Annotated in this window: 26 protein-coding genes; 18 read left to right on the top strand and 8 right to left on the bottom strand. The window is 68.9% G+C overall.

The genetic code is table 11. The annotated features are described in order from the left end of the window. Positions 1-30: 30 nt before the first annotated feature. Complete coding sequence (locus FFS72_RS21290; protein WP_137875806.1) at positions 31-1,062, bottom strand: phosphotransferase family protein; 1,032 nt, start codon at positions 1,060-1,062, stop codon at positions 31-33. A 245-nt stretch (positions 1,063-1,307) separates the two neighbouring features. On the opposite strand from FFS72_RS21290, the gene FFS72_RS21285 reads away from it, so the two are divergent. The 4 genes from FFS72_RS21285 to FFS72_RS21270 are packed head-to-tail and all read left to right on the top strand — an operon-like array spanning position 1,308 to position 5,851. After that, positions 1,308-2,396, top strand: coding sequence for a thiamine pyrophosphate-dependent dehydrogenase E1 component subunit alpha (locus FFS72_RS21285; RefSeq protein WP_137875805.1), 1,089 nt, complete (start codon positions 1,308-1,310; stop codon positions 2,394-2,396). After that, complete coding sequence (locus FFS72_RS21280; RefSeq protein WP_137875804.1) at positions 2,393-3,370, top strand: alpha-ketoacid dehydrogenase subunit beta; 978 nt, start codon at positions 2,393-2,395, stop codon at positions 3,368-3,370. The genes FFS72_RS21285 and FFS72_RS21280 overlap by 4 nt, the downstream gene beginning before the upstream one ends. Positions 3,371-3,374: 4 nt before the next feature. After that, entirely contained in the window at positions 3,375-4,580 is a 1,206-nt protein-coding gene (locus FFS72_RS21275; RefSeq protein WP_137875803.1) for a dihydrolipoamide acetyltransferase family protein, read from the top strand. Between the two features lie 53 nt (positions 4,581-4,633). Continuing rightward, positions 4,634-5,851: an MFS transporter gene (locus FFS72_RS21270; RefSeq protein ID WP_137875802.1), complete on the top strand. Its 1,218-nt coding sequence runs from the start codon at positions 4,634-4,636 to the stop codon at positions 5,849-5,851. Here the strand turns inward: FFS72_RS21270 and FFS72_RS21265 are convergent. After that, the gene (locus FFS72_RS21265) at positions 5,848-6,456 is read right to left on the bottom strand and encodes a TetR/AcrR family transcriptional regulator (RefSeq protein ID WP_137875801.1); all 609 of its coding nucleotides are present in this window, start codon (positions 6,454-6,456) and stop codon (positions 5,848-5,850) included. The two genes, FFS72_RS21270 and FFS72_RS21265, sit on opposite strands and share 4 nt — an antisense overlap. A 129-nt stretch (positions 6,457-6,585) precedes the next feature. Here FFS72_RS21265 and FFS72_RS21260 point away from each other — a divergent pair, with 129 nt between their 5' ends. Genes FFS72_RS21260 through FFS72_RS21240 form a run of 5 tightly spaced genes read left to right on the top strand, consistent with a single transcriptional unit; the run spans position 6,586 to position 11,186 of the window. After that, on the top strand, positions 6,586-7,689 hold the full coding sequence (locus tag FFS72_RS21260; protein ID WP_137875800.1) for an alpha/beta hydrolase: 1,104 nt from the start codon (positions 6,586-6,588) through the stop codon (positions 7,687-7,689). Then, on the top strand, positions 7,686-9,068 hold the full coding sequence (locus tag FFS72_RS21255) for a flavin monoamine oxidase family protein (RefSeq protein ID WP_137875799.1): 1,383 nt from the start codon (positions 7,686-7,688) through the stop codon (positions 9,066-9,068). Before FFS72_RS21260 ends, FFS72_RS21255 begins: the two co-directional genes overlap by 4 nt. Continuing rightward, entirely contained in the window at positions 9,065-9,577 is a 513-nt protein-coding gene (locus FFS72_RS21250) for an SRPBCC family protein (RefSeq protein WP_137875798.1), read from the top strand. The genes FFS72_RS21255 and FFS72_RS21250 overlap by 4 nt, the downstream gene beginning before the upstream one ends. Further along, on the top strand, positions 9,574-10,524 hold the full coding sequence (locus FFS72_RS21245; protein WP_137875797.1) for a carbohydrate kinase family protein: 951 nt from the start codon (positions 9,574-9,576) through the stop codon (positions 10,522-10,524). Before FFS72_RS21250 ends, FFS72_RS21245 begins: the two co-directional genes overlap by 4 nt. Then, positions 10,521-11,186: a class II aldolase/adducin family protein gene (locus FFS72_RS21240; RefSeq protein ID WP_137875796.1), complete on the top strand. Its 666-nt coding sequence runs from the start codon at positions 10,521-10,523 to the stop codon at positions 11,184-11,186. Before FFS72_RS21245 ends, FFS72_RS21240 begins: the two co-directional genes overlap by 4 nt. 407 nt (positions 11,187-11,593) lie before the next feature. Here the strand turns inward: FFS72_RS21240 and FFS72_RS21235 are convergent, their stop codons facing one another. From FFS72_RS21235 to FFS72_RS21225, 3 genes are read right to left on the bottom strand one after another with little or no spacing between them, the layout of a single operon-like run. Then, a complete protein-coding gene (locus tag FFS72_RS21235; RefSeq protein WP_137875795.1) occupies positions 11,594-13,018 on the bottom strand; it encodes an NAD(P)(+) transhydrogenase (Re/Si-specific) subunit beta in 1,425 nt (474 codons plus the stop codon). After that, the gene (locus FFS72_RS21230) at positions 13,018-13,341 is read right to left on the bottom strand and encodes an NAD(P) transhydrogenase subunit alpha part 2 (protein WP_050063753.1); all 324 of its coding nucleotides are present in this window, start codon (positions 13,339-13,341) and stop codon (positions 13,018-13,020) included. Before FFS72_RS21230 ends, FFS72_RS21235 begins: the two co-directional genes overlap by 1 nt. Beyond that, entirely contained in the window at positions 13,341-14,453 is a 1,113-nt protein-coding gene (locus tag FFS72_RS21225; RefSeq protein WP_137875794.1) for a Re/Si-specific NAD(P)(+) transhydrogenase subunit alpha, read from the bottom strand. The genes FFS72_RS21230 and FFS72_RS21225 overlap by 1 nt, the downstream gene beginning before the upstream one ends. 431 nt (positions 14,454-14,884) lie before the next feature. Here FFS72_RS21225 and FFS72_RS21220 point away from each other — a divergent pair, with 431 nt between their 5' ends. From FFS72_RS21220 to FFS72_RS21210, 4 genes are read left to right on the top strand one after another with little or no spacing between them, the layout of a single operon-like run. Then, positions 14,885-15,286: a DUF488 domain-containing protein gene (locus FFS72_RS21220; protein WP_137875793.1), complete on the top strand. Its 402-nt coding sequence runs from the start codon at positions 14,885-14,887 to the stop codon at positions 15,284-15,286. 41 nt (positions 15,287-15,327) lie between these two features. Beyond that, on the top strand, positions 15,328-15,486 hold the full coding sequence (locus tag FFS72_RS26565; protein WP_212744380.1) for a hypothetical protein: 159 nt from the start codon (positions 15,328-15,330) through the stop codon (positions 15,484-15,486). A gap of 58 nt (positions 15,487-15,544) precedes the next feature. Then, positions 15,545-16,381: a maleylpyruvate isomerase family mycothiol-dependent enzyme gene (locus tag FFS72_RS21215; RefSeq protein WP_137875792.1), complete on the top strand. Its 837-nt coding sequence runs from the start codon at positions 15,545-15,547 to the stop codon at positions 16,379-16,381. A 5-nt stretch (positions 16,382-16,386) separates the two neighbouring features. Continuing rightward, positions 16,387-17,019: a Type 1 glutamine amidotransferase-like domain-containing protein gene (locus FFS72_RS21210; protein WP_137875791.1), complete on the top strand. Its 633-nt coding sequence runs from the start codon at positions 16,387-16,389 to the stop codon at positions 17,017-17,019. Positions 17,020-17,026: 7 nt separating this feature from the next. Here the strand turns inward: FFS72_RS21210 and FFS72_RS21205 are convergent, their stop codons facing one another. Then, on the bottom strand, positions 17,027-17,314 hold the full coding sequence (locus FFS72_RS21205) for a hypothetical protein (protein WP_137875790.1): 288 nt from the start codon (positions 17,312-17,314) through the stop codon (positions 17,027-17,029). A 221-nt stretch (positions 17,315-17,535) separates the two neighbouring features. Beyond that, positions 17,536-17,847 (bottom strand): hypothetical protein, encoded by a 312-nt coding sequence (locus tag FFS72_RS21200; protein ID WP_137875789.1) that lies wholly within the window; start codon positions 17,845-17,847, stop codon positions 17,536-17,538. Positions 17,848-18,292: 445 nt separating this feature from the next. Between FFS72_RS21200 and FFS72_RS21195 the strand changes: the two genes are divergently transcribed. Genes FFS72_RS21195 through FFS72_RS21175 form a run of 5 tightly spaced genes read left to right on the top strand, consistent with a single transcriptional unit; the run spans position 18,293 to position 24,532 of the window. Beyond that, the gene (locus FFS72_RS21195; RefSeq protein ID WP_137875788.1) at positions 18,293-19,759 is read left to right on the top strand and encodes a wax ester/triacylglycerol synthase domain-containing protein; all 1,467 of its coding nucleotides are present in this window, start codon (positions 18,293-18,295) and stop codon (positions 19,757-19,759) included. A 60-nt stretch (positions 19,760-19,819) separates the two neighbouring features. Next, positions 19,820-22,147 (top strand): glycerol-3-phosphate 1-O-acyltransferase, encoded by a 2,328-nt coding sequence (locus tag FFS72_RS21190; RefSeq protein ID WP_137875787.1) that lies wholly within the window; start codon positions 19,820-19,822, stop codon positions 22,145-22,147. Further along, positions 22,144-23,577 carry an HAD-IB family hydrolase gene (locus FFS72_RS21185; RefSeq protein ID WP_137875786.1) on the top strand — a complete coding sequence of 478 codons (1,434 nt, stop codon included), beginning with the start codon at positions 22,144-22,146 and terminating at the stop codon, positions 23,575-23,577. The genes FFS72_RS21190 and FFS72_RS21185 overlap by 4 nt, the downstream gene beginning before the upstream one ends. Further along, a complete protein-coding gene (locus FFS72_RS21180) occupies positions 23,553-24,161 on the top strand; it encodes a DUF4232 domain-containing protein (protein WP_137875785.1) in 609 nt (202 codons plus the stop codon). Before FFS72_RS21185 ends, FFS72_RS21180 begins: the two co-directional genes overlap by 25 nt. Positions 24,162-24,178: 17 nt before the next feature. Further along, on the top strand, positions 24,179-24,532 hold the full coding sequence (locus FFS72_RS21175) for an iron chaperone (protein WP_137875784.1): 354 nt from the start codon (positions 24,179-24,181) through the stop codon (positions 24,530-24,532). A 27-nt stretch (positions 24,533-24,559) separates the two neighbouring features. On the opposite strand, the gene FFS72_RS21170 is transcribed toward FFS72_RS21175, so the two are convergent. Then, positions 24,560-25,321, bottom strand: coding sequence for a DUF429 domain-containing protein (locus FFS72_RS21170; protein WP_137875783.1), 762 nt, complete (start codon positions 25,319-25,321; stop codon positions 24,560-24,562). Positions 25,322-25,341 lie beyond the last annotated feature (20 nt).

Below are 25,341 nucleotides of genomic sequence, written 5' to 3'. Positions count from 1 at the left end.
ACCTACTCACGCCAGGCATTTGCCGGAAGGTCAGCGAAGGCCGGCGGCGTCGGCGGTCTCGCGTGCCCGTTCGACGATGTCGTCGATGAGCTTCACGGACGGCGCGCCCGACTCGGCGGTGTTGCGGGGGTCGTCCAACGTCCGACGCAACACCCCCTCGGCGATGATCGCGAGCTTCCACAGTGAGAGCGCATGCCAGAAACCGAGTGCCGCCGGGTCACGGCCCGTCTCGGCGAAGTACACCTCGGCGAGTTCGTCACGTGTCGGGAACCCCTCCACCGTCGACGCCACGAACGGACCGGTCACGGCGTCGTCGGCCTGCGCCCAGTAACCGAGCAGCGCTCCGACGTCGGCGAGCGGATCACCCAGCGTGGACAATTCCCAGTCGACAACGGCGACGACCTTGCCGTCGTCCTTGGAGGTGATGACGTTACTCAGGTGGAAGTCACCGTGCACGAGGGTCGTCTCGGTCTGCTGCGGGATCGACCGAGCCAACAGTTCGGTCAGATCGTCGAGCGCCTGGACCTCGCGCGTCTTCGACTTCTCCCACTGCCCCGTCCACCGTCGCATCTGGCGTTCGGCGAACGGAGATCGGCTCGCCAGGTCGTCGAGGCCCGCGAGTTCGAGATCGACGCCGTGAATGCGCGCGAGCGCCCTCGGCATGGACAGTCCCGTTGCGCGGCGCAGCTCGGGCGTCAGCTTCCTGGCAACTCCGATGTTGTCGACGACGACGCCGTCGACGTGACTCATCAGCATCAGGGGAGCGTCGGTGACCGACGGGTCCTCCGTCAGGGCAAGGGCTTTCGGAACGGGCACTCCGGTGCCCTGGAGGGCGGTGATGATCCGGTACTCGCGGGCGACGTCGTGGGCGGACGCCAGCAGGTGTCCGAGCGGCGGTCTGCGCAGAACCCACTGGGAACCGCTGGAGTCCGTCACCCGGTAGGTGAGGTTCGACTGACCGTTGCCGATGCGCTGGAAGGTCAGTGGCGCGAGCGCTCCGATCCCGAGGTCCGCGATCCAGGCGGCGACCGCCTCCTCGTTGAGGCCAACGGCATTGCTCATCGACTGATCCCTCCTGATCGCCGGACCGTCCGGCCCTGGCCCTACGGATTCGGCGGCATGCCCGTCCGAACCGTCGATGCTAGTGCCCCAATCACACGGTCTGCTGGATATCACGACTCCGCATCGGCCCGCTGGTACGCGCACCTTGCGCCACCGCGACAAAGGGGGATGCTGGTGGTGAGGGCTCGGCGCGTCGGGCGTCGTCTCACGAGGACTTCCCCGACGGCTACCGCGAGGAGGTCCCGGTGGGCGACAAGAAGGTCTACCCGGTCCAGCTGGTCCAACCGGACGGCAGGCGGGTGCACGGTGCGCCGTACGCGGAGGTCGTCGCCGACGTCGACACCGCACGGTTGCGCGGGCTGTACACGGACATGGCGGTGGTGCGACGTATCGACGCCGAGGCAACCGCGCTGCAGAGGCAGGGTCAACTCGGGATCTGGGCGCCGTGCCTAGGCCAGGAAGCCGCCCAGATCGGATCAGCGCGGGCACTGCACCCCGACGACTACGTGTTCACGAGCTACCGCGAACACGGCCTCGCGTACTGCCGCGGCGTCGACCCGGCGCAGTGGCCGAGGTTGTGGCGCGGCGTGTCCCTGTCCTGCTGGGACCCGAACGCGCACGCGATGACGAACCCCGCGATCGTCGTCGGTGCGCAGGGACTGCACGCCGTCGGCTATGCGCTCGGCGCACACCTGGACGGCGCCGAGATCGCCACCGTCGCCTACTTCGGCGACGGTGCGACCAGTCAGGGCGACATCGCGGAGGCACTGGGGTTCGCGGCCACGTGGGGCGCCGGTGTCGTGTTCTTCTGCCAGAACAATCAGTGGGCGATCAGCGAACCGGTGCGTCTGCAGTCCCCGATTCCGTTGGCGCGGAGGGCAACCGGCTACGGGATCCCGTCGGTGCAGGTCGACGGCAACGACGTCCTCGCGGTCCTCGCCGTCACCCGTGGCGCCGTTGCCCGTGCCCGCGACGGCGGCGGACCCGGATTCGTCGAGGCGCTGACGTTCCGGATGGGTCCGCACACCACGTCCGACGACCCCACCCGCTACCGCACGGGCGCCGACGTCGCGCCGTGGCAGGCGCGCGATCCCCTCGAGCGGATCCGTCGTCTGCTCGACGCGGAGGACGGATGGGACGACACCTTCGACTCCGCCGTCCGCGAGCAGGCGGACGATGCCGCCGCCGCGTTCCGCGCGGGCACCCTCGCACTCGCCGACCCCGACCCGGCGGCCCTGTTCGAGCACGTCTACACCCACGGGCATCCCCTCCTCGACGAGGAACGCGCGCGGTACGGCGACTACCTTCGCTCGTTCGAGGAGGTGCCGTCATGACCACCACCACGCTCGCGGGCGCCGTCAACGCCGGGCTGCGTCGCGCGCTGGAGGACGACCCGAAGGTCGTACTGATGGGCGAGGACATCGGCGCTCTCGGCGGAGTGTTCCGGGTGACGGACACCCTGCAGAAGGACTTCGGCTCGAATCGCGTCATGGACACACCCCTCGCCGAATCCGGCATCGTCGGAACCGCGTTCGGTCTCGCACTGCGCGGGTACCGGCCGGTGTGCGAGATCCAGTTCGACGGCTTCGTCTACCCCGCGTTCGACCAGATCGTCTCGCAGGTCGCCAAGATCCACTACCGCACCGAGGGTCGCGTCCGGGCACCCCTGACGATCCGCATTCCGTTCGGCGGCGGAATCGGTGCGGTCGAACATCATTCGGAGTCGCCGGAGGCCCTTTTCGCGCACACCGCGGGCTTGCGGGTGGTGACGCCGTCCACTCCCGCCGACGCGTACACGATGATCCGGCAGGCCGTCGCAGACGACGACCCGGTGATCTTCCTCGAACCGAAGCGGCGGTACTGGGATCGCGGCGACTACGACCCCGAGGCACCACCCGACCTCGACCTGTACCGCGCCCGCGTGACCCGAACCGGTACGGACGCGACCGTCGTCGCGTACGGACCGATGGTGGCGACCGCACTGGCCGCCGCCGGCATCGCCGACAGCGAGGGCCACTCCCTCGAAGTGGTGGACCTACGGTCGCTCTCCCCCATCGACTTCGACACCGTCGAAGCGTCCGTGCGCCGCACCGGCCGGCTCGTCGTCGCCCACGAGGCCCCGGTGTTCGCGGGGCTGGGCGCGGAGATCGCCGCCCGCATCGGCGAACGCTGCTTCTACCAACTGGAGGCCCCGATCCAGCGCGTCGGCGGCTTCGCGACGCCGTACCCGCCCGCAAAGCTCGAGAAGCACTACCTTCCCGACCCGGACCGGATCCTCGACGCCGTCGACCGGACCCTCGCCGGGTGACGCCGTGACCGTTCACGAGTTCCGGCTACCCGACCTCGGCGAAGGCCTCACCGACGCCGAACTGGTGTCGTGGACGGTGGCCGCGGGCGACGTCGTCACACTCAACCAACCGATCGCGGAGGTCGAGACCGCGAAGGCAGGCGTCGAACTGCCGTCTCCCTTCGCGGGCGTCGTCGTCGAACTGCTCGCCGAGCCGGGCACGATCGTCGCCGTCGGTGCGCCGCTGATTCGGATCGACACGACGGACCTGCCCGAACAGGCTGCACCGCACGGTGATCCGGTGCTCGTCGGCTACGGGCCGACCACACAGACCGGGACCAGGCGACGCCGCCCGCCCCCAGCACCACGCCCGGACGACGGCCCCCAGGCCCGCCCGGACGCGACGCCGTCCGCGCGTCGCCTGGCCCGGGAACTGGGCGTCGACCTGGCGACGGTGCGCGGCAGCGGCCCGGGCGGCGCCGTCACGGTCGGGGATCTCGGGGACGTCGGGAACATCGGAACGGCGGAGCCCGGCGAAACCCGTACCCCCGTTCACGGCGTCCGCAAACGAACCGCCGACGCGATGGTCCGCAGCGCGTTCACCGCACCGCACGTGACCGTCTTCGTCACCGCCGACGTCACGGCGTCGATGGACCTGCTCGACCGGCTGCGCGCGACGGCCGCCTTCACCGAGATCACGCTGACCCCGCTGGCGCTGGTCGCGAAGGCGATGCTGGTGTCGCTGCGGACCCACCCCGAACTGAACTCGAGTTGGGACGAGGAGCGGCAGGAGATCGTCACGTTCGGGCACGTGAACCTGGGCGTCGCGGTCGCGACGGACCGTGGCCTGCTCGTGCCGACGGTCCGGGACGCGCACGCCATGACCCTCCTCGACCTCGCGCAGGCGCTGTCCGGCGCGGCCGCCGCGGCCCGCGCAGGCACGTCCACTGCCGCCGACCTGACCGGCGGCACCATCACCGTCACGAACGTCGGCGTGTTCGGCGTCGACGCGGGCACCCCGATCCTCGTGCCCGGCCAGGCGGCGATCCTGTGCCTCGGTGCTGTCGCGCGCCGCCCCTGGGTGGTCGACGACCGGGTCGTTCCCCGCTGGGTCACAACGCTGGGTCTCTCGTTCGACCACCGTGTCGTCGACGGTGAGCAGGGTTCGCGCTTCCTCGCCGACGTCGCCACCCTCCTCGGTGGCTCCGCCGCCCGTGCGCCTTCGTGGTAGTTCTGACCACCAGGAAGGCGCACCTGGCGGCGGAGCGGCCAGAATGGGGAGCGATGCTTCTCACCACGCTCGACCCCGCCCGCCTCCGCCGTGCCCGCGCCGCAGTCTTCGGCGTCTTCGCCGTCAACGGATTCCTGCTCGCCGCGTGGGTGGTGCACATTCCCGCGATCTCCGAACGCACCGGCATCAGCCACGCCACCCTCGGATGGCTGCTGCTGGTGCTGGCGGGCGCCGCACTGATCGGCATGCAGATCGCGGGGCCGCTGGCCGACCGGTGGGGCAGCAAACCGATGGTCGGTGCGGCAGGTCTACTGCTGTCGGCCGGGGCGATCGGCCCCGGCCTCGCGACGGACACCGTCACGCTCGCCGCGGCACTCGCCGTGTTCGGCCTCGGCAACGGGGCGCTCGACGTGTCGATGAACTCGCAGGCCGTGCACGTCGAACGCGCGTACGGCCGACCGATCATGTCGGCGTTCCACGCACTGTTCTCGCTCGGCGGTGTCGTCGGCTCGCTGCTGGGCGCGGCGACGCTGGCCGCCGGGTGGAGTCCGCTGACCGCCCTGTCCGGGGCGGCGGCGCTGGGCGCCGTGCTCATCCTCGCCTGCGTGCCGATGCTTCTCCCCCACGAACATCACTCCGCCCCGCAGCACCCCGCCGGCGCAGCCGCCTCCGGACGCACCCCGACCGCGAAGATCCTCACCCTCGGCGCTATCGCGTTCGCGGTGTTCCTCGCCGAGGGCGCCGCGAACGACTGGAGCACCCTGCAGGTCAAGGAACACCTGGGTACCTCCGAGTCGACGGCGGCACTGGCGTTCGGCGCATTCGCGGTGATGATGACCGTCGGCCGACTCACCGCCGACCGGGTGGCAGCCACCTTCGGTCCGGTCGCGGTCGTCCGCTACGGGACGCTGATCGCGGCGGTCGGGCTGACTGCCGTGATCGCGTCGGTGTGGGTTCCGTTGACGCTCGCCGGATGGGCGTTGTTCGGGCTCGGCCTGTCCGGGTGCATCCCGCAGATCTTCACGGCGGCGGGCAACCTGCACGGCGGCGCTCCCGGCGTGAACATGTCGCGGGTCGTCGGGATGGGGTACATCGGACTGCTCGCGGGTCCGGCACTGCTGGGGTGGCTCACCCACCTGATGCCGCTGACGGCGACGCTCGTCGTGCCGCTCGTGATCGTCCTGCTGGCATCGTGGTTCGCCGGCCAGGTGCGTCCGGCGACATCGGGTGCCGGCATCGCCGACGAGAACGCTTCCGAACCGACCGCCTAGCGGATCCGGGAGTCGCCGACGTACGAGTCGAGGACCCGAATCAGCAGGTCACGCAGCGCGTCCCGGCTCTCGGTCCGCCCCGGCCTCGCGATCTCGTGCAGCGTGAATCCGTCGATCAGGGCGACGAACTGCTGCGCGGGAACCACGGGGTCGTCCACCCCGAGCGCGCGAAGCGCGTTCTCGGTCGACTCCTCGAGGCCGCGCATGATGCGGTGCACGGGTTCCGCCAGCTCCGGTCGGCGGCGCGCAGCCAGGTAGGCGTCGAACTGGGCGATGGAATCGTAGCTGTCCTGACCGGACACCATGTCGATCATCGCTTCGGCGAGGTCTGCGGCGTCCAGTTCCCCGGACCGGCTGGCGTCGAGCAGCGCGGCAACCTTGGCGGTGACGCTGTCGGCGACCCGGGTGATGGCGGCGTCGATCACGTCGTCGACCGAGTCGAAGAAGTAGCTGGTCGTCGACGGGGGGAATCCGGCTTCCTCGGCGACGGCGCGGAAGGTCACGCGTTCGAGTCCGCGGCGCGCGATCGTCCGGATGGCGGCGTTGATCAGGTCGTCGCGCCGCTCACGACCGCGCGTGTAGTGCGTGCGTCCGCCGGTGTCCATGGACCGCGACGATACCGACCGCCGCAAAGTCTGGTCAGTTGGCCAGACTTTGGCCTAGCATCTGCTCCACCACGGTCCGCCGCTCGACTTTCCGGACCGGTCACGACGAGCACTCACGCAAGGAGACACATGCCTTCGGAGAAACCCCACTCCGCAGACCGGCTCGCCCGGGCGGTGCTCCGCACCGTCGCCGCTCTGCCTCGCCCGGTGCAGCGACTGCTCGGCGGTAGGCCCCTCCGCATCGACGGCACCGAGCTGGACACGGAGGTGCAGCTCGGACTTCGACTGATGACCCTCGCCGCCGGAACGACCTTCGAGAAGCTGCCGTTACCGGAAGGGCGAGCCCAGATCGACCGGGAGGCGTGGATCGTCGGCGCCGCCAGCGAGGTCGGCGAGGTCCGCGAGCTCACGGTCGCCGGGGCCGACGGGCCGATTCCGGCCCGGCTCTACCGCCCGCACCACGACCCCGGCCTGCGCCTGCCACTACTCGTGTACTTCCACGGCGGCGGATTCGTGCTCGGAGGGCTCGGTGCCGCCGACTCGGTGTGCCGCTTCCTCGCCGCCAAAGCCGGCGTTGCGGTGCTGTCGGTGGACTACCGGCTCGCTCCCGAACATCCCTTCCCCGCAGGGGTGAACGACGCGATCGCCGCGTTCGACCACGCAATCGCGCACGCCGACGACCTGGGCATCGATCCCACCGCGGTCGGAGTGGGCGGCGAGAGTGCCGGAGGCAACCTCGCCGCCGTGGTGTCGCTGGCCACCACGATCGAGGCCCGCACACGACCGGATCGCCGAACTCCCGACTTCCAGCTTCTGTTCATGCCGGTGACCGATCTCAGCTCGAAGCACCGTTCCTACGAGTTGTTCGGCGACGGCCTCTTCCTGACCGAGGCGCAGATGGACTGGTATCGAGATCACTACCTGACCGACCCGGCGCAAGCCGTCGACCCACTGGTGTCGCCGCTGCTGGCCGAGGACCTGTCGGGACTACCGCCCGCATACGTCGCGACTGCCGGTTTCGACGTGCTGCGCGACGAAGGTGAGGCCTACGCGCGGCGGATGCGCGAGGCGGGCGTTCCTGTCGGAATCCGACGGCACCCCGGCATCGTGCACGGACTGGTCAACGCGACGGGTGTCGGGCAGGCCGCCACCGCGGCGCTCGCCGAGGCCGCGGGTGCACTGCAGATCGGCCTGCGGTCGTCTGTTCCCGCGACGAACGGCGGCCGTCGATGACGAACCACAGAGACGTCCTCGTCGTCGGCGCCGGACTCGCCGGACTCACCGCGGCGCGGACTCTGCGCGCCGCCGGTCACTCCGTCCAGGTCCTCGAGGCACGGGACCGTGTCGGCGGCCGTACCGTCGACCACGAGATCGGCGGCGGGCACGTCGTCGAGGCCGGCGGACAGTTCGTGGGTCCGACCCAGGACCACATCCTCTCGCTGGCAGCCGAACTCGGGGTCGCCACCTTCCCCGCGTTCGACACCGGCACCAACGTCTACGTCAAGGACGGGGTGGCCCGACGCTTCGGCGGCGGGGTCCCGCCGGACCCGTCGGCGCTGCTCGACGTCGGGGTGCTCATCTCCCGGATCGATCGGGCGGCGCGTTCGATCCCCCTCGACGAGCCGTGGCGCGCCGCCGACGCCCGAACCCTGGACTCCCAGACCCTCGCCACGTGGTGCCGACGCGGCGCGGTGACCGACGGCGGTGTCGAACTGCTCGACATCCTGCTCGGGTCGGCATTCGGCGGCACCGCCGCCGACGCGTCCGCGTTGTTCGGCCTCTGGTATGTCGCCGGCGCGGGCAACGAGTACACGCCGGGAACGGTGGGCCGGATGATGGGCGTCACCGGGGCTGCCCAGGACGCGCGATTCGTCGGTGGGTCACAACGCGTTTCACTGCGCCTCGCCGAGGACCTCGGCGACATCGTCACGCTCGGCTCCCCGGTGCGCCGCATCGACCAGACCGGTCCGAAGGTGGTCGTGCACACCGACACCGACCGGTGGACCGCCGATCACGTCGTGGTGGCCGTGCCGCCCGTACTCGCCACCCGCATCGACTGGGACCCCCTGCTGCCCGCCCCGCAGGAGGCACTCTTCCAGAGGATGAGTTTCGGGACCCTCGCCAAGTTCGAGGCGGTGTACCCGGAACCCTTCTGGCGCGGGGACGGACTGTCCGGGCAGGCGATCTTCCGAGACCCGTCGTTCCCGGTCTGTTCCATGTTCGACAACTCACCACCCGACGGCGGCCCCGGCGTCCTGATGGGATTCGTCGGTGCGGACCAGTGGCGAACCTGGGCGCCGAAGTCTCCCACCGAGCGACGCGGCGCGGTGCTCCGCGCGTTCGCCACCGCACTCGGCCCCCAGGCCCTGCACCCCACCATGTGCATCGAGAAGGACTGGACCTCCGAGGAGTGGACGCGGGGCGGGCCGACATCGGTCCTCACTCCCGGAACCCTCACCAGTCTCGGACGGTGGCGTGACGTCCCGTTCGGGAAGGTGCACTGGGCAGGCGCCGAGCACGTGAATCACTGGAACGGCTACATGGACGGGGCCGTCCGGTCCGGAAAGAACGCGGCAGCCGAAATCCTTGCCGCCGAAGGGAGTACCGCATGACCGACCGATTCGTGATTCGCGCACACCGGAACCTGGTGGTGACGCCGGAGGAGGTGTGGGCGGTCACCAGCGACACTCGCCGCTACGCCGACTGGGTCACCAGCGTGCACGAGGTCCACACCCACCACGGGCTCGCCGAGATCGGCGGCCAGTACACCGAGACGGTCGCCTCGATCGGCCCGCTCACCACCCACGCCACGTGGACGGTGCGCGAGATGGAACCCGGACGGTTGCGGGTCGACTCCGGGACCGGATTCGCACCCCTGCGCGACGTCGTCAACGTCTTCCGGTTCGCACCACTGAGCGGCGGTGCGGCGACGTCGATGACCTACGAGTTCCACTTCGACCTCGCGCCTCGCCCCCTCGGCGCGCTGGTGCACCGCGTCCTCCGCAGGGGGATGGCGGCCGAGTTCGACCGTTCGATGCGGGCGCTCGAGGCGGTCGTGCTGTCCGAACGCACGGACTCGGAACTCGATCGACCTACTCATACAGAAGGAATGACGGCATGACCACGGATTCGAATCAGGTGCGCGCCCTCGTCGTCGGCGTGCACGTTCTCGACACCCTCGTCCGTCCGGTGACGGAGATCCCCGAAGGCCAGGGTGGTGCCCTGGTGGAGCAGATCACGATGACCGCCGCCGGCACCGCGGCGGCAACCGGCCTGGTGTTGTCCAAGCTCGGGGCGTCGGTGCGTTCGGCGGGCGTCATCGGGGACGACGCCCTCGGCACCCTGCTCACCTCGCTGCTCGAACGCGACGGTGTCGACACGTCGCTGCTGCACCGGACGTCCGACGTGCAGACGTCGGCGTCGGTGCTGCCGATCCGCCCGGACGGTTCACGCCCCGCCTTCCACGTCGTGGGCGCCAACATGTTTCTGGCGCAGCATGTTCCGTGGGACGCGCTGGACGACGCCGAGATCGTGCATCTCGGTGCACCCGAGTTCTACGGCGGCGAGGTTGCGGCGCAACTGCTTTCCCGCGCCCGCGCGAACGGTGCCGTCACCTCCGCGGACAGCCTGGCCGCGGGACTGCCGGAGGCCCTCGCGTACTTCGAGGCGGCGTTGCCGCACATCGACTTCCTGATGCCCAACGACGAGCAGGTGCTCGGCTGGACCGCGACGACCGACCTGCACGACGGGTGCCGTCGCCTCGTCGAGCGGGGCGCGCGGTGTGTGGTCGCGACGGCGGGCGCGAAGCCGACCGTCATCGCCACCGCCGACGGCATCACCGAGGTGCCGACCTACGACGTCGACGTCGTCGACACCACCGGCTGCGGCGACTCGTTCTCGGCGGGCTTCCTGCGCGGCATCTCGCTCGGATTCGGGCCCGTGGACGCCGCACGTCTCGGCAACGCCACTGCCGCCCAGGTCGCCCAGGGACTCGGCAGCGACCACGGCGCGTTCGACCTGGCCACCGTCCAGGCTTTCGTTCGTGAGCGCGGCGGTGACCCGGCGTGACCGGACACGAGCTCGACCTCGCTCGGGCGGAGGTCGCCGCGACGAGCCGCGAGCTGGCCCGGCAGGGACTCGTTCTCGGCACCGCCGGGAACGTCAGCGTCCGGATGGGCGACCTCGTCGCGCTGACCGCAACCGGTGTCACGCTCGCCACGGCGACCGCCGACGACGTCACCGTCGTCGATCTCGACGGTCGCCATCGCAGCGGTCTGCTGCAGCCGACCTCGGAGCTGGGCATCCACCTCGGGGTGTACCGCGATTCGGACGCGACGGCTGTCGTGCACGCGCATTCGGAAGCCGCGGTGGCGCTGTCGCTGGTGGCCGACGAACTCCCGGTCGTGCACTACCAGCAGCTGCTGCTCGGCGGGAAGTTGGCGTTGGTGCCGTTCGCTCCGTTCGGCACCGAGGAACTCACCACCGCGACCCTGGACGCGCTCCGGCACACGCGGGCCGCGATCCTCGCTCACCACGGGACCGTGGCAGTCGGCTCGTCACTGACCCAGGCACTCGACAACGCGGTCCTCCTCGAATGGCTGTGCCGGGTGTACCTGAAGGCAGCGTCGGTCGCGACGCCGCGGTCGATGACCGAAACGCACCTGCAGGCCGTCATCGAGGAGGCGGTGCGCACCGGCTACGGGCAGACCCGTCCCGTCGATCCCGAGTAGCCAGCACTCACCACCAGGACGGTCCGGGTGCGTCGAGCGGCGGATGTCACGGGCAGTGTGGGCCGCCAGGACCCAATCGGGTGGCTATCCTCGGGCCGACAACAACCGCGACACCACACAGGAGCATCCATGGGCAGCGTCGAGGACATCATCGGGTTCATCCTGGACCTGATCATCGACAACGAACCGATGCCGATCACTCTCTGATCCACACGAGGAGTCACTGCAATGGGAAGCATCACGGAGTTCGACCCACTCGCCCTGGTGATCGCCGCGATCACCACCGCACTCATCCCGACCGGCAGCGTCATCACCTGACCACCGGCTCCGGAACACGAAGCAACGAAGGCGCCCCTCCCCGATCGAGTCGGAGAGGGGCGCCTTCGTTGCCTGTGGCGGTGCCGGATCTACAGCGCCTTCAGTTCCTCGGTGACGGCGCCGACCATCTTCTTGGCGTCGCCGAAGAGCATCGACGTCTGGTCCGCGGTGAACAGCGGGTTGTCGATGCCGGCGTAGCCGGACGACATGGACCGCTTGAGCACGATGACCGACTTCGACTGGTCGACGTTGAGGATCGGCATCCCGTAGATCGGGGACGACGAGTCCTGGCGTGCGGCCGGGTTGGTGACGTCGTTGGCGCCGATGACGATGGTGACGTCGGTGCGGGAGAACTCACCGTTGATGTCGTCCATCTCCTTCATCGAGTCGTACTCGACGTCGGCTTCGGCGAGCAGGACGTTCATGTGTCCGGGCATGCGGCCTGCGACCGGGTGGATCGCGTACTTGACCTCGACGCCCTTCTCCTCGAGCAGGTTCGCCATTTCCTTGACGGCGTGCTGGGCCTGCGCGACCGCCAGTCCGTAGCCGGGGACGACGATGACCTGGTTCGCGTACGCCATCTGGATCGCCGCATCGGAGGCGGAGGTCGCCTTGACGGTGCCACCGGCTGCCGCACCGCCCGCACCGCCGGCGTCACCGCCGCCGAACGAGCCGAAGATGATCGCCGGGATGGACCGGTTCATCGCCTTGGCCATGAGGTTGGTCAGGATCGTGCCCGACGCACCGACGATCATGCCTGCGACGATCATCGCCTGGTTGTTCAGTGCCAGGCCGGCTGCCGCGGCGGACAGACCGGTGAGGGCGTTGAGCAGGGAGATGACGACGGGCATGTCGGCGCCGCCGATCGGCAGCACCACGAACAGGCCCATCACACCGGCCGCAACGAGCAGCCCGAGGATCAGCAGCGACGACTGCGGGTCACCGTCGGCGCCCAAGCCGATGTAGACGGCAAGTCCGATCGAGATCAGCGCCAACGCCATGTTCGCGACCTGGAAGGCCTTGGCATTGGAGACGAACACCTTCTCCACGTTCTTGTTCAGCAGTTCCTGCAGCTTCGCGAATGCCACGAGGGAGCCCCAGAAGGAGACCGAACCAATGATCGCGGCGAACAGCGACCCGACGATGAACGGTGCCGACGGCATCGCCTCGACCGCGGTGAAGCCGTCGGAGTTGAGGAACTCGGCCCACGCGATCAGCGCGACCGTGCCACCGCCGACGCCGTTGAACAGCGCGACCAGCTGCGGCATCGCGGTCATCTTGGTGCGCAGCGCGGGCGGCACACCGAGGACGACACCGACGATCAGGCCGGCGGCGATGAGAATCCAGTTGTCGGTCTCGCGGACGTCGATCAGCACGGCCACGACGGCGACCAGCATGCCGACGGCAGCGATGTAGTTGCCGCGCACCGCGGTCTTCGGGCCGGTCAGACCCGAGAGACCGTAGATGAACATCGAGAACGCGACGATGTACAGGATTGTGACGAGGTAGCCCATCAGGCGTCAGCCTCCTTCTTCTCGGCCACAGCCTTCTTGGGCTTGAACATCGCGAGCATCCGGTCGGTGACGACGAAGCCGCCGACGACGTTCAGGGTGCCGAACACCAGCGCAACGAACAGGATCAGCTTGATCGACCACGGCGCGTCGCCGGGGAGGTGGCCGAGGACGACCAGCGCGCCGAGCACGACGATGCCGTGGATGGCGTTGGTACCCGACATCAGCGGCGTGTGCAGCGTGTTCGGAACCTTGGAGATGACGGCGAATCCGACGAACCCGGCCAGGACCAGGATCGCGATGTTCGCGAGCAGTTCGTTGTACATCAGGCGTTCGCCTCCCGGGTGACGCAGGCGGCCGCGAGGATCTCGTCGTCGAAATCGGGTGCGAGTGCGCCGCTGTCGTCGAGCATCAGCTCGATGACGGCCTGCAGGTTCTTCGAGTACAGCTCCGACGCGTGCTCGGGCATCGTCGCGGGCAGGTTCAGCGGCGAGCAGATCGTCACACCGTGCTTGACGACGGTCTGGCCGGGCTCGGTCAGTTCGCAGTTGCCGCCGGTTTCGCCCGCGAGGTCGACGACGACGCTGCCGGGCTTCATGCCTTCGACCGCTGCGGCGGTGACCAGGCGAGGAGCGGGACGGCCGGGCACGAGTGCGGTCGTGACGACCACGTCGAAGCCCTTGATCGCGTTCTCGAGCGCCTGCTGCTGCTGGGCCCGCTCGTCCTCGGTGAGTTCACGCGCGTAGCCGCCTTCACCAGCGGCGTCGATACCGAGGTCGAGCCACTGCGCGCCGACGGAGCGCACCTGGTCGGCGACCTCCGGACGGACGTCGTAGCCGGTGGTCCGGCCGCCGAGCCGCTTCGCGGTCGCGAGGGCCTGCAGGCCGGCGACACCGACACCGAGGACCAGCACGGTCGCCGGCTTCACGGTGCCCGCGGCGGTGGTCAGCATCGGGAAGTACCGGGTGGACTCCGATGCGGCGACGATGACGGCCTTGTAGCCGGCAACGTTCGCCTGCGACGACAGCGCGTCCATCACCTGGGCGCGGGAGATGCGCGGGATGGCTTCGACCGCGAACGCGGACACGCCCGCGGCCTTCAGTGCGGCGATCCCGTCGGGGTTGGTGCGCGGCGCGAGGAATCCGATCAGGACGGATCCCGACTTCAGCTTCGCGGTTTCGGCGTCGGTGGGCGGCGCGACCTTGACGACCAGGTCAGCCGACCACGGGTCGCCGATGGTGGCACCGGCCTCCTTGTACAGCTCGTCCGGGATCAACGCCCCGAGTCCGGCACCGGCTTCGACGACGACGTCGAGGCCCTTGCCGATCAGAGTCGTGACGACCTTGGGCACGAGGGCCACTCGCCGTTCGCCGTCGTTCGTTTCCCGAACGACGCCGACCGTCGGGCGCGCCTGCGGCGTGCTCTTCGATGTTTCCAATGTGACTGCTTTCCTGCGATGAATTGGGGCGGGCCGAGAGGGTGGAGGCCCGAATGCGGACGAACGGCGTATGTCCGGCGGCACGAGGTGGGCCAATGCTAGCCAGACTTACGGTCCCGAAGGCACCTCGGATCCCGACTTTCGCCTACTGAATCGAATCCGTACTGGAGTTAACCCAGCACAGAGTCCTCTTATTGTGCCCCAGGTCACAGGCCTGATTCGGCATGTTGGGTGACCTGGACCTTTGTTCGTAGCGCAACTGGATCTCACAGAGCACACACCAAGGGCGTGAGATTCACAACGGTAAGCGGGTAACCGTCACAACTCGACGATGTGCCCGGCGCGGTCCGTCCGGACTCCCTAAACTGGGCTCAGGTGGGAGCCAACACAGCACGCCGTGACGATTCGGGCGTAAGCACCGGAGGCGATCGATGACCGACAGGAATGCAGTGACCAGAGCCGCCCTCGGCGGCGGGCACGTCACCGTCGAACGGGTCTACGACCATCCCGAAGCCGAAGCGGGCACGGTTCGCGTGTTCGTGGACCGGCTCTGGCCGCGTGGGGTCCGCAAGGACTCCTTCCACTACGACGACTGGGCGAAGGACCTCGCCCCGTCGACGGAACTGCGTCGTTGGTACAGCCACGACACCTCTCACTTCCGCGAGTTCCGAGCCCGCTATCGGGCCGAGCTCGAATCCGACGCGGGCCGGGAGTCCGTCGACCACGTCCGCGCTCTCGCGCAGGGTCATGCCCTCGTGCTGTTGACCGCAACCCGGGACGTCGCGCACAGCCACGCGGAGGTCCTGGCGGAGTTCCTGGACGAGAACCGGTGATCCGCGAGCCTGCGAGCCGTGAGCCCATGACCCAGGAGCCGATGACCCACGAGCCGATGACGGAGCACTCCGACGCGCGGAAATCGAGCGGCGACGACCTCGGCGGCGACCCGGTGTGCTGGCTGGATCGCGTGTGCCCGGAGTGCGGCGCGTTCCTGCCCGACGGTCCCGAACGCCCCTGCCCGCGCTGCGCCGGGTAGGCACGCCGGATTCGCCTACTCCCGGCGCGGCCAGTGGGCCGGTCCTAGAGTTGGCCGGGTGAGTGACGCGAAGACACCGACCCTGCTCGACAAGGAACCCCTCACGGACGCCTTGATCGGCGAGTGGCAGACGATCGGATTCCTGCTCGACGAGTTGACGCCCGCGCAGTGGTCGACGCCGTCTCCCCTGCCCGGCTGGTCGGTGCAGGACGTTGTGGCGCACCTGATCGGAACGGAGTCGATGCTCGCGGGTATCGATCCGCCGGTCGAGGAGGGCGACGTCCCCGATTCGCCCCACGTGCACAATCCGATCGGCGCGTTCAACGAACGCTGGATCCACGGACTGCGTGAGCACACGCCCGAGCAGATCCTCGCTCACTACCGGGACATCACCTCCCGCCGCGCCGACGCGCTCCGGACGATGACCCAGGCCGACTTCGACGCGCCGTCGATGACGCCGGTCGGCCCGGACAGCTACGGCCGCTTCATGCGGACCCGCCTGTTCGACTGCTGGTTCCACGAACACGACATCCGCGACGCGATCGGGCGGCCGGGCGACGAGGGTGACGTGCGTGCCGAATACGCCCTCGCCGAACTCCTCTCGGGTGTCCCCTTCGCCGTCGCGAAGAAGGGCAGGGCTCCGCAGGGCACGTCGGTGACCTTCGCACTGACCGGTCCGCTGGCTCGGAACATTCACGTGGCGGTCGAGGGGCGCGCCGCGCTGGTCGACGAGCTGCCTGGACCGGCGACGACGACACTGGCCATGGATTCGCGGCTGTTCACCCGGCTGTGCGGTGGCCGGGTCTCGCCCACCGACCGAGCGGGCGAGGTGACGATCACCGGTCACGAGGAACTCGGCATCCAGATCGCGACCAATCTGGCGTTCACGATCTGACGGCGATGCGACTGTTTCTCGCGTCGTACCGGTTCGGCGCGCACCGTGACCGGTTCGTGCGCCTCGTCGGCGGCCCGGGCCGGGTCGCGGTGATCGCGAACGCCGCGGATGCCTGGGGGACGGCGCGGGACTCTGCCGTGGTGTCCGACCTGGTTCCGTTGCGGAGACTCGGTTTCGACGCACACGAGTTGGACCTGCGCGAGTACGCAGGCACGCCCGACGCCCTGCGGAATCATCTGGCGGGGTGCGACGCGGTGTGGGTCCGCGGCGGCAACACCTTCGTGTTGCGCGCACAGCTCGCGGCGTGCGGCGGTGACGTGGTTCTGACGGATCTGCTGCGGCAGGATGCGCTGGCGTACGCCGGCTACAGCGCGGGCGCGTGCGTGATGTCACCGAGCCTGCGCGGCCTCGAACTCGTGGACGACCCGGCCGAGGTCGAGGCGGTGTGCGGGACGACGCCGATCTGGGACGGTCTCGGTCTGATCGATTTCGCGATCGTGCCGCACCATCGTTCTCCGGGCTATCCGGCAGAGGAGGTCGAGTTGATCGACCGCATTGCCGACGGCTACCGGAGGTCGGGCGTGAAATACAGAACCCTCACCGATGACGACGTCGTCGTGATCGGTGAGGGCTCATGATCTCGGATCAGCCGAGGACGCCCGAGCGGGTGCAGAGGACGGGAAGCAGCGACGCGCGGCGCGGAGCCTTCAGTCGTCGACGGGAGATCTCGTCGGCTCCCGCGAGCAGCGCGTCGACGAGGATCTCGGGGTCGCGGCGCCATGCCGCGACCACTCCGGCGAGGGCCTCGTCCGTGAACAGTCCACTGTCCGAGAGCGCCTCTCGCCAGGTGTTCAGCTCACCGTCGCGTACCTGGTCGACGGCGTGGACGTCGATCTCCCCGCCGTCCCACTCACAGGACAGAACCGCACTCATCAACTCTTGGGTCGGAGTTGCCATGTTGTTCATACGGCCGATCCCTTCGTCGTAATGACTTCGAGCGACGGTGTAACACTGTGACGCCGTCGAGCGATTGGAGCCCAACCTAGCCGGAATTCTCGGCCTTGACGAGGACGAATCGCCACAATCTGGTAACAGAGTGTCCACTGTGACTGATGTGACGAACGAGACGACGAACGGTCGGCCGCCCTCTGGGATCAGCTGACGAACGCGGCTTCGGCAGCGACAGCTGCAGGTACCCGCGACGCCCGCACTCGCCGTGAGGTGACCTCGTCGGAGCCGTCCAACAGGGCGTCGACCAGGAGTTCCGGGTTTCCACGCCAGGCAGCTTCGAGGTCGCGCACCATGTCGTTGGCAAGCAGTCCGGAGTCGGCGACGGCACAGACCCAGTCGTCCAGCTTCCCGGCCCTGATCGCATCGACGGCATCCGGGTCGACGGAATCCAGGTCGTCGAACTCGTAGGCGAAGATTGCCCGCACGATCCCGTCGATAGCACTCGTCACGGCCATCGGTAACTCCAATCACGCACTCCGCGCATCCGGGCGCGGTAACAACGAGCGTCGGCCAACCAACCGACACTTTCGCCGGACCTGTAACGAATCACCGGCACCGAGCGATGGGGGCAATCTAGCGCGGTCAGAGCATTGTTTGTATAGCCAGCATCGAAACATCTGGTTAACCGGCGTGTGTGATGCACCACAAAACACTCATACACCCCCCGGCTGGATCCGGAGGCGATACGGGTCGACTCCCCCGTCCGGTGGACGGCCTCGGCACGACGCGCACGCGTGCCCACCCGGCACGACACTCGCACTCACGACGGAATCCGCCCCGGAGCGCACCGGGCGGGTACAGACTGAGGGAGGCACCCGCAGGCGTGACCCGCGTCGGCAACGACCTGGAGTGGACGGCGGCGTGTGCGCAACCAGCAGTCGACGACGTTGGGAGTGCGACATGGGTGACGGCCGACCTCTCGTTCCTCCGAGCGCGGTGGATGTCGACCTCTCCGGTGTGGCAGCGGGTTGGGACCGCACCATGTCCGATCTCGAGGCAGGCATGTGGCGGATGGAGGAGGCACAACCGAGGCTCCGGTCACCGATCGTCGCCGTGGATGTCCTCGACGAATCCCCGGACTGGGATCGGCTCGTGCGGGCGCACGAATGGGCGTCGCACATCGTCCCGCGGATTCGGATGCGCGCCGTGGAACCCGTTTTCGGCCTGGGCAATCCGGTGTGGTCGGTGGACCCGGAATTCGACCTGGACTACCACCTGCGTCGGGTTCGGTTGCCCGAGCCCGCGACGTTCGACCACGCGCTGCGGATCTGCAGGCATCTGGCCTGCGAGCCGTTCGACAAGGCGAGGCCTCCGTGGACGGCGATGCTGATCGAGGGACTCGACGACGGCCGCGCGGTCTACTTCGTCAAGACCCACCACAGCATGACCGACGGCATGGGCGGCATCGGCCTGATGACGCTCCTGCACAGCAGGCGCCGCGAGCCGACCCCGGACAAGCCCGACCGTCTGCCCGCGCCGCCGGAGAACCTGAACACCGTGACGGCCTTCGGCGAGGAGGTCGTCACGCAGCTGCGCCGCACTCCCGGCCTCATCCGAGGACTCGTCGACGGCGCGGTGCGCACCGCGGCGGCGGCCGTCACCGATCCGTTGGGGACGGCGGGGGACGTGCTCGGCTACGCGAACTCACTGCGCCGAATCGTCACGCCGCCGCCGGCGGAGGGCTCTCCCCTGCTCCGCGACCGCGGCCTCGGACGGTGGTTCGGCGTCCTCGAAGTCGGTCTGCCCGAACTCAAGGCCGCGGCCAGAGCGGCAGGCGGCTCGGTGAACGACGCCTATGTCGCCGCGCTGCTCGGAGGATTCGCCCGGTATCAACGTGCACGAGGCCAGGAGCCCTCCCCCGTCCCGATGGGTATGCCGGTGAACATGCGCACCGCCTCGGATCCGTCGGGCGGCAACCGGTTCACCGCGGTCCGGTTCGTGGGTCCCGCGACCGTGGACGACCCCACCGAGCGCATCGCGAAGGTGCGGGCGATCGTCCTCGGGTTGCGGGAGGAACCGGCGATCGACGCACTCGACGTGGCCGCACCCGTCCTGTCTCGACTCCCGACCTGGTTGCTCGCCAACTGGTACCTGTCACAGTCGACGGGACTCGATCTGCAGGCCAGCAACGTCGCCGGAGTTCCCGTTCCGGTCTACCTCGCGGGCGCCCGGATCGACCGAATGTTCCCGTTCGGCCCGGCGCCGGGCTGCGCGGTGATGGCGACGATGGTCTCGCACGTCGGGGTGTGCTGCATCGGCGTCAACCTCGACACGGCTGCGGTAGCCGATCCGAAGCTGTTCATGGACTGCCTCCAGGAGGCCCTCGACGAAGTGGTGGCCCTTGGCGTGTCCGACGGGTCGAGCTGACGACCTCGGCGAGGATGGAGGTGCTGTGAGCATGGCCGTGCAGCGAGGATGGGGAGTGCGATGACGAACTCGACGAGGCCTCGGGTGTACCTGACCGAAGCGATGACGGAGACGGAGTCGGGGGTGCTGCACACCTGGCTCGGCGAGCAACTGAGCGACGCCACCGTCCCGGCGACCGCGGTCGCCATCACCGATCAGGCGCTGCTCGACCTGACCAGACGCGAGGACGACCCGCTGCTGACGCCGGTTCGGGTGGTGTGGCTGCCGCGGAACCCGAACGAGCCGGGCACGGTTCGCATGCGCGAGGCGATGTCCCCGCGCGACCCACTGCATCCGGGCCGCGGCGCGCAGCGGCGACTGCTCCGCACCGATCCGACGCGCTGCCGGGTGATCGAGGGTGAGCCCGCCCCCCTGAGTGACCTCGAACGCCGCCTCGCGGAGGACGGCGGCGGATCGCTGCCCGAGTACATCCGAAGGCAGGCCGCGCTGGCACTGGAACGGGCCGAACGGACCCTGCTCGGCGACCAGTACAAGGTGTCGAGGTTCGTGGTCGACGAGATCACCGACAGCAGGCGGTACCGCGAGGGCATCCGTCGGCTCTCGGCGGAGCAGAACGTCCGACTCAGCGATGTCGACCAGCACGCCCGGACATCCCTCGACGAGCTGGTCGCGACGCAGAGCAGGCGTGCGGTCGCACTGTGGGGCAGGCTGGGCCGCTACTTCTCCCGCGCCTACCGCCTCGACGTGGACACCGCCCGGTTCGACGAGCTGCGGGAACTCAACCGCCAGCACTCACTCGTGTTCCTGCCGAGCCATCGCTCGTACCTCGACCCGCTGGTGCTGCGTCCGGCGCTGCTGGCCAACGACCTTCCGCTCAATCACGTCATGGGCGGGTTGAACATCAACTTCTGGCCGATCGGTCCGATCGGGAAACGCAGTGGCACCGTGTTCATCCGGCGCAAGTTCGGTGACGACGAGGTGTACAAGTGGACGCTGCGCGAGTACATGCGGTACCTGATCACGAAGCGGTTCAACCTCGAGTGGTACATCGAGGGCGGCCGCGGCCGCACCGGGAAGCTGCGGCCGCCGCGCTTCGGGATTCTCACGTATCTCGCGCAGGCGTTCCAGTCGTCGGTCGCCTCGGACGTGTATCTCGTTCCGGTGTCGCTCATCTACGACCAGTTGTACGAGGTGTCGGCGATGGCGGCGGAGGCGCACGGCGAGGTCAAGCAGAAGGAAGGTCTGCGGTGGATGGTCGGCTACGTCCGCGCGCAGGGTGAACGCAACGGTGTCGCGCACGTGACCATCGGCAGACCGTTGTCGTTGGCGCAGGCTCTCGCCCAGGAATCCGATCAGCGTCGCGCCATCCAGAAGACCGCGTTCGAGGTCTGCCACCGCATCAACGAGGTCACGCCGATCACCGCGTCGTCACTGGTGCTGCTGGCCTTCCTCGGCATCGAGGATCGTGCGTTGACCGTCCGCGAGCTGGAGCTCATCCTGACTCCGCTCATCGAGTACATCCTGATCCGGGACCTGCCGACAGCGGGCGACGTCGACCTGACGAATCCGCAGGTTGTGCGGAAGGCACTGCAGACACACCTCGATTCGGGTGTCCTGCGGCGCTACGCCGAGGGCGACGAACTCGTCTACTACCTCGGATCCGATCAGCACCTCGTCGCAGCGTTCTACCGCAACAACAGCATCCACTTCCTCGTCACCCGCGCGATCGCGGAGTTGGTGATCCAGGGCGCCGTCGACGATCACCCCGACAACCTGGTGACGTCGGGGTGGGAGGACGCGAAACGCATCCGCGACATCCTCAAGTTCGAGTTCTTCTTCCCGGACAAGGCCACGTTCGAACAACAGATGCGGGACGAACTGACGATCATCCGCCCCGGCTGGGAGAACGACCTCGACGACCCCGACCACGCGTCCAAGATGCTGGAGGCGGTTCTCCCCTACCTGGCGCACCGGGTGCTGCAGCCGTTCCTCGAAGCCTACGAGGTGGTGGCCGATCAGCTGGTAGTGATGCCGGTGTCGTCGACGTTCGACGAGAAATCTTTCATGACAACGTGTCTCGGCATTGCCAAGCAGCGCCGCTTGCGCCAGCAGATCGCCAGCAGCGAGTCGATCTCGAGCGAACTGTTCGGCACCGCCCTGGCGCTGGCCCGCAATCGAGGGCTTGTCGAAACCGACGTCGAGGACGGCGACGCGGCGGGCGCCGATGCCGTCGTGGTGCGCCGGGAGGAGTTCGCCGCGGAGATACGGGCCCTGGTCGGTCGGGTGCGGCGGATCCGGGAACTCGCTCACGAGCGACTCGCCACCCTGACCGTACCCGGTGTGGCCGCGAGCGCACCGGAATCCGACGCGGACGGGCCGAGCGCATGACCGCCCTCGACGACCTGCACCGGGCGATCGCGGAGGCGCCGCCCGGCCCGGGAACGCTGGCCGCCTTCGACCTCGACGGCACCCTGATCTCGGGGTACTCGGCGTCAGTCGTGTACCGGGATCGACTGCGCAGCTTCGACATCAGTCTCGGCGAGCTGCTGCGCACGACCGGTGCGGCCTTCGACACGCAGTTCCGGGGAGCCGACGTCGGCGCACTGATGGACATCGCCGTGCAGGCCCTCGCCGGCAGGCAGGACGACGAACTGCGGGAGTGGGGTCTGCGGCTGTTCCGGCAGGAGATCGCGGGCATGATCTACCGCGACGCCCGCGACATCCTCGCCGCGCACCGCAGGGCCGGACACACGATCGTCATGGCGACGTCCGCGACGCCGTACCAGGCGCAGTACGTCGCGGACGACCTCGACATCGCCGACGTGCTCTGCTCGACTCCCGAAGTGGTGGACGGCATGCTGACCGGACGCCTCGCGGCACCGCCGCTGTGGGGCGAGGCGAAGGCGAAGGCACTCGCCGAGTACGCGGCCGGTCACGGCGCCGACCTCGCGGACGCGTTCGCCTACTCGAACGGCAACGAGGACGTGCCGATGCTCGAGTCGGTGGGCAGGCCCGTTGCACTCAATCCGGACCGCAGCCTCACCCGACGGGCCGAGCGCAGCGAGTGGCCCGTGGTTCGCCTCGCGGAGCCGCAGCGCGGACCGACGGTGCTGGCCACGGCCCGCACCGCGACCGCGCTCGGTGCGCTGATGACCGCCAGTGCGGTCGGCGTCGGCGCCGGTCTGCTGACCCGCAGTCGTCAGAACGCCGCGAATCTCGTCGGGACCGTCGGGCCCGATCTCGCGTTGACGATCCTCGGGATTCACGTCGAGGTACGGGGACGCGACAATGCGTGGAGCCATCGTCCCGCGGTCTTCATGTTCAACCACCAGAGTTCACTGGACGTGCTCGTGCTCGGCACCGTCATCCGCCGGGACGTCACGGGCGTGGCGAAGCAGGAGGCGTCACACGATCCGCGTTTCGCTCCCGTCGGGGCGTTGCTCGACGTCGCGTACGTCGATCGGGCCGACACGTCACGAGCCAAGGCCGCGCTCGCTCCCGCGGTGCAGAAACTGAAGTCCGGGATCTCCATCGCGATCGCGCCGGAGGGAACCCGGTCTCCCACTCCGAAACTCGGCCGGTTCAAGAAGGGCGGCTTCCACCTGGCGCTGCAGGCCGGGGTTCCGGTCGTGCCGATCGTCATCCACGACGCAGGCGAACTGATGTGGCGCAATTCGTTTGTCGCCCATCCCGGCACGGTTCACGTCGAGGTCCTCGACCCGGTGCCGACGACCGACTGGACGACGGAGGGTCTCGACGACCACGTCCGCGAGGTGCGCGAGCTGTTCGAGGAATGCCTGCGACGGGGTCCGCGGTGATCACTCGCGCCGCTGCGCTTGGCACCGTTGTCCTGGGCGCCGGTGTCCTGGTCGCCGTGACGATCCTCGCGGGGTGTTCCTCGGACGACGACCCACCGCAATCGATCACCATCGAGTTGGCACCCACGGACCAGGTCGTGTCGGCGACGACGGACATTCCGGTCGCGGACCGGTGCACCGCCGACGAACTGTCACTGAACCTCGGGCGCACCGACGGATCGGCGGGGTCCGTGACGATGCCGCTGGTGTTCACGAACACCGGCGACCGCACCTGCATCCTGTCCGGCTTCCCCGGCGTCTCGTACGTCACCGCCGAGAACGGCACGGAGGTCGGCGCGGCGGCGACCCGGTCGGGTTCGCCGAGCGGTCCCACCACCCTGCCCCCCGGCGGACGCGCGACGGCGACGGTCCGCGCGGTACAGGTCCTGAACTACCCGGACTACCAGTGTGGCCCGACACCGGTTGCCGGACTTCACGTGTATCCGCCGGACGACTCGACCGCGCTGTTCGTCGCCTACCCGGGCACCGGATGCGCACTACCCAACGTCGATCAACTGCAGGTCACCGCGGTCGTACCGATGTGATCGCCGAAAGGGAGTTCATGGCAGAGACATTCGACTCGGTGGACGACTATCTGGCGTCGTTCCCCGACGAGACCCGCGAGGTGCTCGACAGGATCCGGCGCACGCTCCACGACGCCGTTCCGGACGCAGGCGAGAAGATCAGCTACCAGATCCCCACTCTCACCGTCGACGGCAAGCCGGTCGTGCACTTCGCCGGGTGGGCCAAGCACGTCAGTGTGTATCCCCTCCCGGAGGGCGACGACGCGTTCGCCGCCGAGCTCGCCCCCTACCGGTCCGGCCCGGGAACCGCGAAGTTCCCGTTGAACAAGCCGATCCCCTACGACCTGATCGGCCGCATCGCGACCTTCCTGGTTGTCGAACGCGCGAGCTGACAAGGAATCCGGTCCGAGTTCGGGCTCTCACTCCGAGTCCGCGCAGGCTCCCCGAAGCAGGTCGCCCGGGGTCCCGCCGGGAAGGTGAATCCACCCTTCACGCCGTGCGACGTCGACGGCGTCCGCGACGGGAAGCCTGGTCCGCCCGAGGTCGACGGCGCGGGCAATCGTTCCCGCGACGACCGCGTCGAAGGCATGATCCGACGCCGTGCACAGGTCACGGTACGGACCGAAGTCGAATCCCGGTGTGGCGGCCTCGAACAGGCTCACCAGGTCGGCCAGGCGCGCACTGTTCGCGACGCCCTTGTATCCACGGGACGGCAGTCCCCACAGCTTCAATGCCGCCGCCGGATAGGTCTCGACCACCGACCCGACCACCCTACCGACGTCGAGTCCGGCGACGGCCAATTCCCCGAGCAGCCCGGCGCAGCGCAATGCCACGTGCGCGATGAGGTCGGCGGACACGCTCAGCGGAACGATCCCGGTCACCTCGTGCACCACGCGATCCGTGTGGCGACGCACCAACGGTTGGCGCCCCGCCTTCGTACCGAGGTCGACCGAGACCGGATCACCCCGATGATGCGCGGCGACGAAGTCGACAAACGCGTCGGGCCACCCGAACGGCGCGTCGATACCGACGCGATCGGCGGGCGTCACGACCGCGACGATGTCGGCGTCGGACGCGCCGAGACGAAGGTCGGCGATCCGCGCCGACCTCGCTTCCCACTCGATGACGGCGACCGCCGTCTTGTCCGGTTCGGCCGCGAGGTCGATGCCCACTGTCCGCATCCGATCACCGTATCCACCGG

Origin of the sequence: Rhodococcus sp. Q (genome assembly GCF_005503035.1) — a bacterium.
In the GTDB taxonomy this organism is placed as follows: Bacteria; Actinomycetota; Actinomycetes; order Mycobacteriales; family Mycobacteriaceae; genus Rhodococcus_G.
This window is presented reverse-complemented; position numbering and strand designations above follow the sequence as displayed.